Here is an 11,918-nt window from a genome sequence, read left to right on the forward strand (position 1 = left end):
GCATGACAATGCGAGGGAGGTCTGGGGGCTCCGGGGGACTCCAGAGGGGGGTTCCGAGGCGGCGCCCGTCACCGGTCCAGCGCCTCCGACGCCGCGGCCACCACGGCGTCCGCCATCGCCGCGAGCGCCGGCGAGTCGAGCTTCCACTGCTGCCAGAACAGCGGTACGTCCACGACGCGTTCGGGGTCGAGCAGGACCAGCGCGCCGGAGCGCAGCAGCGGCTCGGCCTGGGCCCGCGGCACCACGCCCCACCCGAGCCCCGCCTCGATCGCCTCGACGAACCCCCGCGACGAAGGGACGTAGTGCCGCAGCCGGCTCGCCCCGCGCCCGCCCGTCACCTCCCGCGCGAACTGGTCCTGCAGGGTGTCGCGGCGGTCGAAATAGATCACGGGCGCCTCCGCGAGGCCGGGCCCCAGCGGCGCCCCCGGCCAGTCGCCGAGCCAGCGCGCCGCGAACCCCGGCGCCGCGACCGGCAGATACCGCATCCGCCCCAGGCGGCGCACCGTGCAGCCCGCCACCGCGTCCGGCGACGACGTGACCGCGGCCATCACCGCGCCCTCCCGCAGCAGCGACGTGGTGTGGAACTCGTCCTCACGGCGAAGCTCGAAGCAGATCCGCAGCTCGTCGGGGATCCGGGCCAGGGCGGAGAGGAACCAGGTGGCGAGCGAGTCGGCGTTCACCGCGACCGGCAGCACGGCGGGCTCGCCCGAGTCGCTGATGCCGAGGTCGGCGCGGGCGTCCCGCTCCAGGCGTGCCATCTGCCGCGCGAACCGCACGACGACCTGCCCCGACTCGGTGGGCCGCACCGGCTTCGTGCGCATGAGGAGCACGCGCCCGGTCCTGCGCTCCAGCGCCTTGACGCGCTGGCTGACCGCGGACGGCGTCACATGGAGGGCGACCGCGGCGGCGTCGAAGGTGCCCTCGTCGACGACGGCGAGGAGGGTCCGCACATGGTCGAGCGGCAGCTCCGCCATCGCCCCGGTGCCTGCCGCCCCGGCTCCGGCACAGCTTCCCGTTCTTGATCCCGTTCCCGCTCCTGTCATCACGATTGCTTAAGGTACCTGAGAATCTTTATCTGTACTTATGGCGTCAAGGATCTTTAACGTCGAGGCCATGGGAACAGCACTGACCACCGCAGCCGCCGGATTCGGCACCGGACTCTCACTCATCGTCGCCATCGGCGCGCAGAACGCCCTCGTCCTGCGCCAGGGCATACGCCGCCAGGCCGTGTTCACCGTGGTGGCCGTCTGCGCCCTGTCCGACGCCGTCCTCATCGCGGCGGGTGTCGCCGGGGTCGGCGCCGTGGTGACGGCCTGGCCCCCGGCGCTGACCCTCGTCGGCCTCATCGGCGGGGGATTCCTGATCTCGTACGCCGCGCTCGCCGCGCGCCGGGCCCTGCGTCCGAGCGCACTGACGGCCACCGGCGCGACGGCTGGGTCACGGCGCGCCGCACTGCTCGCCTGCCTGGCCATGACCTGGCTCAACCCGCACGTCTACCTCGACACCGTCCTCCTCCTCGGCTCCGTCGCCGCAGGGCACGACGGACAGCGCTGGGCCTTCGGAATCGGCGCCGTGCTCGGCAGCCTGTGCTGGTTCACCGCGCTCGGCTACGGCGCCCGCCTCCTCAGCGGCTTCTTCGCACGCCCCGGATCCTGGCGGGTCCTGGACGGACTGATCGCCGCGACGATGGGGGTCATGGGCGTGACCCTGCTCGTCGGCGCCCTCTGAGCCCCGCGGCTACCTCAGGGACCCTCGGTCCCACAGCTCGGTGCGGTGCGCGTCGACCAGGGCGCCGATGCGGGCCAGGGCCTCGGCGGCGGGCATCGGGTCGATGCGCCGCCCGTCGCGCAGCCGCAGCGCCACGAGACCGTCGGCGTCCTCCTCGGATCCGACGACCGCCTGATAGGGCACGAGACGGGCGGCCCGGATGCGGGCGCCCAGGCTGCCGTGCTCGGGTCCCGCGAGGTCGGCCCGCAGCCCCCGCTCGGCGCACCGCCGCAAGAGCCGCTCGGCGCCGGGCAGTTGGGCGTCCGAGACCGGGAGGACCGCGACCTGGGTGGGGGAGAGCCAGGCGGGAAAGGCCCCGCCGTGCTGCTCGACGAGGTGCGCGACGGCTCGCTCCACGCTTCCGATGACGCTGCGGTGGACCATCACCGGGCGGTGCTTGGCGCCGTCCGCCCCGATGTAGTGCAGGTCGAACCGCTCGGGCTGGTGGAAGTCGACCTGCACGGTGGAGAGGGTGGACTCGCGCCCCGCCCCGTCGACGACCTGCACATCGATCTTGGGCCCGTAGAACGCGGCCTCGCCCTCCTCCGCCTCGTACGGCAGCCCCGACCGGTCGAGGACCTCGGTCAACAGCGCGGTCGAACGCCGCCACTTCTCGGGGTCGGCGACGTACTTGCCGCCGGGCCCGGGAAGGGAAAGCCGGTAGCGGGCCGGGCGGATGCCCAGGGCCTCGTACGCCCTGCGGATCATCGCCAGCGCGTCCCGCGCCTCGTCGGCGACCTGGTCCAGGGTGCAGAAGATGTGGGCGTCGTTGAGCTGGATGGCCCGCACCCGGCTCAACCCGCCGAGGACGCCGGAGAGTTCGGCGCGGTACATACCGCCCAGCTCGGCCATGCGCAGCGGGAGCTCGCGGTAACTGTGGGAGCGGGAACGGTAGATCACCGCGTGGTGCGGACACAGGCTCGGGCGCAGCACGACCTGCTCGCCGCCCAGGTCCATCGGCGGGAACATGTCCTCGCTGTAGTGCGACCAGTGCCCGGAGATCTCGTACAGCTCCCGTTTGCCGAGCACCGGCGAGTACACGTGCCGGTAGCCGGCCCGGCGTTCGGCGTCGCGGACGTACTCCTCCAGGGCGTGCCGCACGGCCGCGCCGTCCGGCAGCCAGTACGGCAGTCCCGCGCCGATCAGCGGGTCGGTGCCGAAGAGGCCGAGCTCGCGGCCGAGTCTGCGGTGGTCGTGCCGTACGTCCTGCTGTCGATCCTGGTGTGCCTCTTGCTGCTGCATGGCGGTCTCCTCGCGGACAGAGGGCGAGTGACCACAAGCCGAAGCCCCGGGGCACTCGCCCCGGGGCTTCGGACTCGAACATCGGTCAGCGCGCCGGGACACTCTCCGGCGTCGTCGTGTTCATCGCAGCGCGCTTCATGCGGGTGACCGTAGCAGTTCGCTGTCGGACGGGGTACCGAATTGAGCGCGGCCCGTCGCGATCGGCCCACGAACGGCCCGCGAATGAGCCGTGAATGATCCCGGAATCACCCGTGAACGGTGCGCGCACGATCCCGCGTCCCATTCCCGCGTTCCAGGCAGCCTACGTCCGCCCTGGTCAAGACCCGTTTCCGTGTTCCAGCGTCCCCAACTGCCCCGATTTCGTTGCCTCTGGGGCCGATCACCCCACAGGCTCGGTACGTGCTCGTCGGGATCAGGGCGGCAAGCCCGTTTCCGGCGCACGCACGGCTCAGCACTAGCGAGCGGCAGTAAAGAGCAGCAGTGAAGAGCGGCAGTGAAGAGCAGTAACAACCTGAGGAGTTCGCACAGATGCTTCGTAAGCGCTCACGTCTGATCGCCGCACCCGTCGCGGCCGTCGCGCTGACCCTGACGGTCGCCGGCTACCAGGCCAACGCGGCCGGTTCGGCGGCCTCGGGCGGCGCGGGACAGTCGGGCAAGGCCGCCCAGGCGGCGGGCCCGTGTCTGGCCGGCGCCACGACGCTGCTCGGCGACCTCGACGGCGACGGCCATGCGGACAAGATCATCAACCCCGGGCACACCGGCACCAAGATGACGGTCCAGTGGGGCGCCGCGGACGGCTCCTTCGGAGCGAAGCAGAACGTCAGCAAGCTGATCGGCACCAAGCGGGGCGAGGTCGGCACCGCCGCGGTCGCCGACTTCCAGAACGACGGCACCCTGGACATCGTCGTCAACATCGTCGAGCCGTCCGGCGTGGACGACCCCAACACGGCCCGTGTCGCGGACTTCCGCCCCGGACCGCTGAAGCGCGCCAACCTCGCCTCCGCGCGCTCCCGCCACCTCGACATCGGTGACGCCAGCGAGGCGAAGGAACTCCGCGTCGCCAACTACGGCGGCGACGCCTACCCCGACCTCGCGGTGCTCAGCAACGCCGGGGACGGCGTGTGGGAGCGCGACGTGCGCCTGTCGAAGCCGGGCACGGGGCCGGGCGACTACAACCAGGAGGACGAGCAGAAGTACGGCGACTGGGGCACCCCGGCCGAGCCGCCGTCCATGCCGGGCGACGGCTGGAAGCACTTCTACAAGGCCTGTTCCTGACCCGTACGGGTCAGCGCAGGGCGCCGCCGTTCCTTGGAGGGGAGACCGGCGGCGCCCGGCACGGCAGCGACCCGGGCGACGCCCCATCAGCAGTCGGAGGTGGTCGGCAGTCCCTAGGTGGTGCGTCAGGGTAAAACCCCATTCAGATGGGCCGGTTGGAACGATGTGGTGATCCGGCGTCTGAGGCGAGGCTCTTCATCGTGACGAACACGATGAACACGATGAACACGATGAACACGATGAAGACGACGCAGCAGACAGCCAAGAAGGCAAGAAAGGCGGCGCTGCTCGCCGCCTCCGCCACGGTCCTGATCCTCACGGCCCCCCTCGCCGCACCGGCATCGGCGTCGACGACCTCCCGGGCATCGGCGCAGACGACCGCCCCTGGGCCCGCCGCGCTCGACTGGACGGCGTGCGAGGGCAGGGGCGTCGACCCCCGGCAGCGGTGCGCCACGCTCGACGTACCGATGGACTACGCCGACCCCGACGGCAGGAAGATCGAGATCGCGATCTCCCGCATCCCCGCCGAGAAGCCCTCGGCCCGCCGAGGCGCCCTCCTGCTGATCCCCGGAGGCCCTGGTGGCTCCAGCATCGACAACCCCTCCGGGAAAGGCCAGAAGCTGCCTCAGCGGGTACGCGACGCTCACGATCTGATCGGCTTCGACCCCCGCGGCCTCGGCCGCTCCACCCCGGTCACCTGCGGCCTCGACCGCGCCGACCTCGCCCCGTCCGGGCTGCGCCCCTGGCCGGGCCCCGACGGCTCCGTCGCGCGGAACATGACCACCGCGCGACGCGTCTCCCAGGCCTGCGCCCGCAACGGCGGAGACCTCATCCGGAACATCAGCACCGCCAACAACGCCCGCGACATCGACCGCATCCGCGCCGCGCTCGGCGAGCGGAAGCTCTCCGCGTGGGCCGTCTCGTACGGTACGTACGTCGGCGCCGTCTACAGCCAACTGTTCCCGCACCGCACGGACCGCTGGGTGCTGGACAGCAACGACGACCCCGATGCCGCCCGCGTCAACCGAGCCTGGCTCGCCGCGCACGAACAGGGCGTCGAGGACACCTTCCCCGAGTTCGCCAAGTGGGCCTCCGCGCCCGGCAATCCGGATCGCGTCGCCGAGACGGCGGCCGAGGTACGTCCGCTCTTCCTCCGCCTCGCCGCCCGCCTGGACCGTGAGCCGATTCCCTGGCCCGGCGCCAACCCCGAGGAACTGAACGGGAATGTACTGCGCCAGACCATGCTCAACGCCATGGACGACCCCGACGACTTCCCGGGGCTCGCCCGGCTGATCCTGGCCGCCCGGAACGGCACCGTGCCGCCCGCGCCCCCGTCGCCGCCCGAGGCCGTGCTCCAGAACTCCGTCGCGGTCGGCCAGGCGACCCTCTGCAACGACGTGACGTGGCCCACCTCAACCGCCGTGTACGAGAAGGGGGTTGCCGAGAGCCGTGCCGAGTATCCGCTGACCGCGGGCATGCCCAGGAACGCGATGGCGTGCGCGGCCTGGCCGTTCGCGCCCAAGGAGGCCCCGGTGCGGATCACCGACCGCGGCCCGTCCGGCATCCTGCTCGTCCAGAACGAGCGCGACCCCAACACTCCGCTGAGCGGCGCCCTGAAGATGCGGGAGGCCCTCGGCCGCCGTGCCGTCATGGTGACCGTCAACGCCACCGGTCACGATGCCTACCTCGCGAACGGGAACGAATGCGGCGACCGCACGGTCTCCCGCTTCCTGGCGACGGGGAAGCGGCCGAACAAGGACACCTTCTGTCCCTGAGGAACCCCTTACGTGTGAAGGTCGTCACAAGCGGTGGTCTCATGATCGGAATCAGGTGCCACCATGGCACCGAATTCGCGTAAGGTCGCGGGTCGGCCGCATACGGGCGGCCGACCCGAGTCACGCAGTCATCGAACAAGGAGCCGCAGGTCATGCCGGCCAATGACGCCACCCAGGCGCCGATCTACCACACCCTCGTCCAGGAGCAGGGCGACGTCCTCGCCACGGCCCGCAAGGCAGCCGAGGAGACCCGGCAGACGGCCGAGGACGTGCTGGACTTCAGCACCCCCACCCGGGTGGGCACGCCTGCCGGACCCGCTTCCTAGCGGGTTCCGGGCGGAGTCCCGGCGGGCGCGGCGCGGCATGGAGGGCGGGAGGGCGCCGGTCGAGCGGATGCGGGACGGGAGCGAGATCGTCACCGAGTTCGCCCGGCGCGCGGATCTCCTCGGGCGTCCGATCCGCCGGACGGCTTGAGGGCGTGCGCGCGGGCGTTGCCGGACGCCTCGGACGGCTCCTGAAGGGCAGTGGCAGCCCCGCCTCGCGCAGGAGGCGGCCGATCGGCCAAGATGGCGCGATGGACTACGAGTTCTGGAAAGAAACCCACGAACGCGGCGGCATCCCGGCGGTCAAGAGTGCCCTGGAGGCCCTCCCCGACGATCTGTCCCCGGAGGCCGCGGGCGCCGCGACAGACCTGGCTCTGCAGGTCATCGAGGAGGACATCGCCCGCATCAACGCCCGCGCCGACCAGGCCGAGACCCGCGCCCGCGAGCTGGCGGAACAGGCCCACGAGGTGAATCGGCAACTCACGGCCCACGCCACGGGCGAGGCGCCCGAAGCCTCACCTGAGGGCTCCGCCACGTGAGGTGAGTGCCGCGGGGCGGGGGAGGACCACGCAGAGGACCGCCCCTTGAGGCCCCTCCTGAGGACCGCCCTCTGAGGCCCCTCCTGACGACCGCCCCCCCCTGAGCCCCCCTCCTCACGACCGCCCTCTGAGGCCCCCTCATGACCGCCGCCCTCTGAGGCCCCTCCTGACGACCGCCCCCCCTGAGCCCCCCCTCCTCACGACCGCCCTCTGAGGCCCCCTCATGACCGCCGCCCCCTGAGGCCCTCCTTACGACCGCCGCCCCTTCAGGCCCGCCTCACGGCCGAGCCATCAGCCGCACCATCGCCGTGTCGTACCGCGCCTGCAGCCCCGTGTCCGGCGACACCCGCAGGAGCGCGCCGAGGGCGCGGACCGCGCCGTCGTCGAAGCCGCACGACTCCGCCTCGTGTGCCGCGGCCTCCAGACGGCGGATGCCCTCGGTCTCGTCGCCCATTCCCAGGAGCGCCTCGCCGAGCACGGTGCGCAGCAGTACGCGGGCCGCCGTCGAACTGTCCGAAGGGCCGTCCAGGTCGAGCGCGGCGACGGCCGTCTCGAAGGCCGCCTGCCACTCCCTGGCGTCGAGGCGGTGCCGGGCGAGGTGGTACAGGGCGAGGCGCTCGGTGTGCCGGTCGCCGACGCTGTGCGCGAGCTCCGCCGCGAGCGCGCATCCCTCGGCGGCCTCCTCGGGACTGCCGAGCTCCGCCTGCGCCAGCGACAGGTTGATCAGAGCGGTCGCCTCGCCGCGCGTGTCACCGGACCGGGAGGCGAGCGCGGGCGCGGCCTCCAGATGGACCAGCGCCTCCGCGGTGCGCCCCTCCTCCGTGAGGACCCACCCGAGCAGGGCGAGCACCCGCGACTGCGCGCGCGCGTCACCGTCGGCCCGCGTCGCCTCAAGTGCCGTCTGCAGCAGGGGAGTCCACCCGTCGCGCACCCGCCACACGATCTGCGGCCACAGCGCGAGCACGATCCGCCACGTCCTGCCGTGCAGCCCGGCGGAGTGCGCGGCTGCCGCCGCCAGCGCCAGGTCGTCCCGCTCGGCCGCGTACCACTCCATGGCCTGTTCGCGGCCATGGAACCGCCTCGTCGCCGGCGGCGGACGGAAGTCCGCGGGCAGCGTGAAGCACGACTCGTCGCCCGGCTCGGCCGCGTCCGCGGCGGCCAGCGCGGTGGCCACGCTGTGGTCGAGCGCCCGCACCAGCGCGTCGGGCCCGGCGTCCAGGCCGCGCGCGTACAGCCGTACGAGATCGTGCAGCGTCCAGCGGTCGGGACCGGTCCGCACGACGAGATGGGCCGCGGCGAGCTCGTCGAGCGCCGCCTCGGCCGTGCCCGGGTCCGAACCGGCGAGGGCCGCGGCCGTGTACCGGTCGACGTGGGTACCGGGATGGCGCCCGAGGTGGGCGAAGTGGTGCGCGGCGCTCGTGGACAGTCGCCCCGCGGTGAGCCGCAGCGCCGCCCGTACGCCCGTGTCCTCGACGTCCAGAAGGCTCAACCGGCGGGATTCGTCGGACAGTTCGGCGGCCATGGAGCTCAGTGACCACGCCGGCTGGTCGGCCAGCCTGGCCGCGGCCACGCGCAGCGCGAGCGGCAGTCCGCCGCACAGCTCGGCGAGGCGCCGCGCGGCCACCTCCTCCGCGAGGACCCGCTCCTGACCGAGCACCGCGGCGAGCAGGGCGGTGCTGTCCTCCGGTTCGAGCACGTCGACGGGGACGGGCCGGGCGGCGTCGGAGGCGATGAGGCCGCGCAGCCGGTACCGGCTGGTGACCACGGTGACGCACTGGGCGCCGCCCGGCAGCAGGTCCCGCACCTGTTCGGAGGCGCGTGCGTTGTCGAGTACGACGAGGAGTTGACGCTCGGCGCTCAGGGACCGGAACAGCGCGGCCGCGGCGCTGTCCGACTCCGGTATCCGGCGCGGCGCGACGCCCAGCGCGAGCAGGAACTCGCGCAGCACCTCGAGGAGCGACGGCTCGCCCGTGTCGCTGAACCCGCGCAGGTCGGCGTAGAGGAGGCCGCCGGGGAACTGGTCGCGGCTGCGGTGCGCCCAGTGCGTCACGAGCGCGGTCTTGCCCACGCCGGCGGGCCCCGTCACCAGACAGACGGGCGCCTCACCCGCGGCGGCCCTGGACAGCGCGGTGAGTTCACCGGCACGCCCGTGGAAACCACGCGGCATGCGCGGCAGCAGGTCGATCGTGCCCGGGAGCGGGGCAGCGGGCGCCACCGGCCCCGGCGCGGGCGGGGCCGCGGCCATCGGAGCGGCCACGGGAGCCGGAACGGACGCGGGAGCCGTAGCGGACGCGGGAGCCACGACCGGCGCCCGCTCCTGACGCGACACGACGGCCGGGGGACGGGCGGCAGCCGCCGCCCGCACCGTGTGGTCCGCCACGTCCTCGCCGCGCAGCACGAGCGCGTACGCGTCGGCCAGTTCCCGCCCCGGATCGACCCCCAGCTCGTCGGCGAGCAGCCGCCGCGTGCGGTGGAACCAGTCGAGCGCCTCCGAGCGCCGCCCCGCCCGCTGGAGCGACCGCATCAGCGCGGCGGACAGCGATTCGCGCAGCGGATGCACACTGGCCTCCGCACGCAGCACGGCGGCGGCCCGCGGATGCTCGCCCATGCGTGTGTAGGCGTCGGCAAGCGACTCCACGGAGGCGAGGCGGAGTTCCTCCAGCGCCTGGGCGGCGGCCTGCAGCGGCTGACTCGGATACGCGCCGGTCAACGCGGGCCCCTGCCACAGCGACAGCGCCTCCTGGTACATCGCCACGGCATCGGCGGGCGCACGCTGACTGCGGGCCAGCGTCACCAACTCCTCGAAGCGGTGGGCGTCGAGCAGCGACTCCGGCATCCGCAGCACGTACGCCGTGCCCTGGGTGACCAGTTCGACGCCGAACATCTCGGCGTCCGCGCCGGTGAGCAGCACCCGCAGGCGCGACACATGGCCCTGGATGACGCCGCGGGCCCGCGGTGGCGGCTCGTGGTCCCACAGGGCGTCCGTCAACTGGTCGACCGGAACGGGATGGTTGGGCCTCAGCAACAGCGCGGCGAGCAGGCTGCGCCGCTTGGCGGGACCGAGCGGCAGCACGCCTACCTCAGTGGCGACGGAAACCGCTCCGAGCAGCCGAAACTCCACGGATGTAACTCCTCCTGCGGGAAAAGAGCCAGATTACCGGAGCGGAAAGTGGTGAAATCATCGGCGGTCGTACTGAAACAGACGGCCGTGTGCAGGAGCCGGAAGCGGAACCGGAACCGGGTGAGGGCGGTGAGCGGGCATGGTGGCCGGCTGGGAGTGGGACGACACGTTGTTCGCGGGCACCGCCGCCTACTACCGGCGCGGCAGGCTGCCGTACGCACCGGGACTCGCGGACGTGCTCGCCGAGGCCCTGGAACTCGACGGCCGAGGACGCCTCATCGACGTGGGCTGCGGGCCGGGAATCCTCGCCCTGACGCTGGCCCACCTGTTCGGCGAAGCCGTGGGCGTGGACCCGGACGGCGGAATGATCGCCGAAGCGCGCCGCGAGGCCGCAGAGCGGGGCCTGACCGACACGACGCACTGGGTGCAGAGCAGGGCGGAGGACCTGCCCGCGGGCCTCGGCACGTTCACCGTCGCGACCTTCGCCCAGTCCTTCCACTGGATGGACCGCGACCTGGTGGCGGCGACCATGAAGGACATGCTGGTGCCCGGCGGTGCGTGGGTGCACGTCTCGGACCTGAAGACGGAGACACGGTCGGCGGACGGTCTCCCGCACCCGTCGGCGCCCTACGCCGCGATGGAGGACCTGGTGAAGCACTATCTGGGCCCGGTCCGCCGGGCCGGCCGCAGGGCCCTCCCGCAGGGCACGCCAGGCGGCGAGGCGGAGGTACTCGCCCAAGCGGGATACGCGGGCCCGCGGCGCTACGTGGTCCCCGGCGGCCGGCCCCTGGAACGCTCCGACGACGACGTGGTGGCCGGAGTCTTCTCGATGTCGTTCTCGGCCCCGCACCTGTTCGGCGCCCGGCGCCCCGACTTCGAATCGGACCTGCGCGAACTGCTCCGCAAGGCATCCCCATCGGGCCTGTTCTCCGAACGCTGCCCGAGCACGGAGGTCTTCGTCTGGCGGAACGAGAACGCGGCCCGGTGAATGAACGGCACTTCCACGCCGCCCCTGAGGCGTGCCGGTCAGGCCTTTCCGACGAGCACCCGCACGGCCCGCGCATAGCGACGGACTTCGGTCCCGGAAGCGCTTGAACCCCGCTCGGCCGTCACCACCCGCAACTGCTCATTGGTCGTGACGAGCCGGAAGAGGAGAGCCCGCGCGACGTAGGGAACGACGCCGGATCCGTACGAGGACACGACCTCGCGGAGCAGTTCCGGCCCGGCCCCGTGCCAGATCAGGGCGTCGCCCACGACGACCGCCTCGCCGAAGGCGGGCGGACGCCAGTAGGGCGAGAGGTCGATGACGGCCGGGGCAAGGCCGGGGGGGGAACAGGACGTTGCCCGTCAGGTCACCGTGAACGAGCTGCGACCGCACCCGCGGCCTCGGCCCGGCCGGCGCGGCCAACTCGTCGTGGAGCACCCGCAGGCAGGGGAGCAGATCGGTCTCCTCCTCCTGCCAGGCCACCCGGTCACCGACGGCCCATCAGTCACGGCGACGGTCGAGGAAGTCCGGCCGGGGCACATCGGCGACCGCCCGGTGAAAGGCCCGCCCCGCGGCGACGACATCGAGCAGGCGGACCGACGCCCCCGAATGGTCGACCTCGGCCCCCGCTCACGGCGAACTCGTACACCCTCCAGTGAAGAGCGCCCATGCCCCTCCCCGGACCAGACGTACTCGATGCCTTTGGGATCTCCGGGAGTCCCGTGCGTCTGCCCGGCGGGGAAGGGCGCCGTGTCCGCGTGGGTGACGTGATGCTCAAGCCGACACGGTAGCGCCCCGGAGGCCGCCTCGACCAACCACACAGGTCCCGCGATCTCTCGTGGAACGCCCCACTCAACCCATACGCCCTGTTCGTGGTCTTGCTGCCCGAGT

10 protein-coding genes are annotated in these 11,918 nt (G+C 72.7%); 6 read left to right on the top strand and 4 right to left on the bottom strand.

The window, feature by feature from the left end; translation table 11 throughout:
• Positions 1 to 68 precede the first annotated feature (68 nt).
• Positions 69 to 974, bottom strand: a complete 906-nt coding sequence (locus AB0B50_RS03050; protein ID WP_362324563.1) for a LysR family transcriptional regulator ArgP — start codon at positions 972 to 974, stop codon at positions 69 to 71.
• Between the two features lie 139 nt (positions 975 to 1,113).
• Here AB0B50_RS03050 and AB0B50_RS03055 point away from each other — a divergent pair, with 139 nt between their 5' ends.
• Complete coding sequence (locus tag AB0B50_RS03055; protein ID WP_362324566.1) at positions 1,114 to 1,728, top strand: LysE family transporter; 615 nt, start codon at positions 1,114 to 1,116, stop codon at positions 1,726 to 1,728.
• 9 nt (positions 1,729 to 1,737) lie between these two features.
• Here the strand turns inward: AB0B50_RS03055 and thrS are convergent, their stop codons facing one another.
• Positions 1,738 to 3,009 (bottom strand): threonine--tRNA ligase, encoded by a 1,272-nt coding sequence (thrS, locus tag AB0B50_RS03060; protein WP_362324569.1) that lies wholly within the window; start codon positions 3,007 to 3,009, stop codon positions 1,738 to 1,740.
• A gap of 528 nt (positions 3,010 to 3,537) precedes the next feature.
• On the opposite strand from thrS, the gene AB0B50_RS03065 reads away from it, so the two are divergent.
• The 4 genes from AB0B50_RS03065 to AB0B50_RS03080 all read left to right on the top strand — a co-directional run bounded on the left by AB0B50_RS03065 (position 3,538) and on the right by AB0B50_RS03080 (position 6,921).
• Entirely contained in the window at positions 3,538 to 4,284 is a 747-nt protein-coding gene (locus AB0B50_RS03065) for a VCBS repeat-containing protein (protein WP_362324572.1), read from the top strand.
• Between the two features lie 239 nt (positions 4,285 to 4,523).
• Positions 4,524 to 6,059 (top strand): alpha/beta hydrolase, encoded by a 1,536-nt coding sequence (locus AB0B50_RS03070; protein ID WP_362325071.1) that lies wholly within the window; start codon positions 4,524 to 4,526, stop codon positions 6,057 to 6,059.
• A gap of 152 nt (positions 6,060 to 6,211) precedes the next feature.
• Entirely contained in the window at positions 6,212 to 6,385 is a 174-nt protein-coding gene (locus tag AB0B50_RS03075) for a hypothetical protein (protein WP_362324575.1), read from the top strand.
• Positions 6,386 to 6,633: 248 nt separating this feature from the next.
• Complete coding sequence (locus AB0B50_RS03080) at positions 6,634 to 6,921, top strand: hypothetical protein (RefSeq protein ID WP_362324577.1); 288 nt, start codon at positions 6,634 to 6,636, stop codon at positions 6,919 to 6,921.
• 277 nt (positions 6,922 to 7,198) lie between these two features.
• Here AB0B50_RS03080 and AB0B50_RS03085 read toward each other — a convergent pair whose 3' ends face one another.
• Positions 7,199 to 10,042 carry a BTAD domain-containing putative transcriptional regulator gene (locus tag AB0B50_RS03085; protein ID WP_362324580.1) on the bottom strand — a complete coding sequence of 948 codons (2,844 nt, stop codon included), beginning with the start codon at positions 10,040 to 10,042 and terminating at the stop codon, positions 7,199 to 7,201.
• A 139-nt stretch (positions 10,043 to 10,181) separates the two neighbouring features.
• On the opposite strand from AB0B50_RS03085, the gene AB0B50_RS03090 reads away from it, so the two are divergent.
• On the top strand, positions 10,182 to 11,030 hold the full coding sequence (locus AB0B50_RS03090) for a class I SAM-dependent methyltransferase (protein WP_362324583.1): 849 nt from the start codon (positions 10,182 to 10,184) through the stop codon (positions 11,028 to 11,030).
• A 38-nt stretch (positions 11,031 to 11,068) separates the two neighbouring features.
• On the opposite strand, the gene AB0B50_RS03095 is transcribed toward AB0B50_RS03090, so the two are convergent.
• Positions 11,069 to 11,296 (bottom strand): hypothetical protein, encoded by a 228-nt coding sequence (locus AB0B50_RS03095; RefSeq protein WP_362324586.1) that lies wholly within the window; start codon positions 11,294 to 11,296, stop codon positions 11,069 to 11,071.
• Between the last annotated feature and the right edge of the window lie 622 nt (positions 11,297 to 11,918).

The organism is Streptomyces sp. NPDC041068, assembly GCF_040647455.1.
GTDB lineage: Bacteria > Actinomycetota > Actinomycetes > Streptomycetales > Streptomycetaceae > Streptomyces.

Excerpts from the sequence above, each read along its gene's own strand:
- AB0B50_RS03050 (WP_362324563.1), bottom strand. The coding sequence starts at position 974 with ATGGCGGAGCTGCCGCTCGACCATGTGCGGACCCTCCTCGCCGTCGTC.
- AB0B50_RS03065 (WP_362324572.1), top strand. The coding sequence starts at position 3,538 with ATGCTTCGTAAGCGCTCACGTCTGATCGCCGCACCCGTCGCGGCCGTC.
- AB0B50_RS03075 (WP_362324575.1), top strand. The coding sequence starts at position 6,212 with ATGCCGGCCAATGACGCCACCCAGGCGCCGATCTACCACACCCTCGTC.
- thrS (WP_362324569.1), bottom strand. The coding sequence starts at position 3,009 with ATGCAGCAGCAAGAGGCACACCAGGATCGACAGCAGGACGTACGGCAC.
- AB0B50_RS03080 (WP_362324577.1), top strand. The coding sequence starts at position 6,634 with ATGGACTACGAGTTCTGGAAAGAAACCCACGAACGCGGCGGCATCCCG.
- AB0B50_RS03090 (WP_362324583.1), top strand. The coding sequence starts at position 10,182 with ATGGTGGCCGGCTGGGAGTGGGACGACACGTTGTTCGCGGGCACCGCC.
- AB0B50_RS03055 (WP_362324566.1), top strand. The coding sequence starts at position 1,114 with ATGGGAACAGCACTGACCACCGCAGCCGCCGGATTCGGCACCGGACTC.
- AB0B50_RS03070 (WP_362325071.1), top strand. The coding sequence starts at position 4,524 with ATGAAGACGACGCAGCAGACAGCCAAGAAGGCAAGAAAGGCGGCGCTG.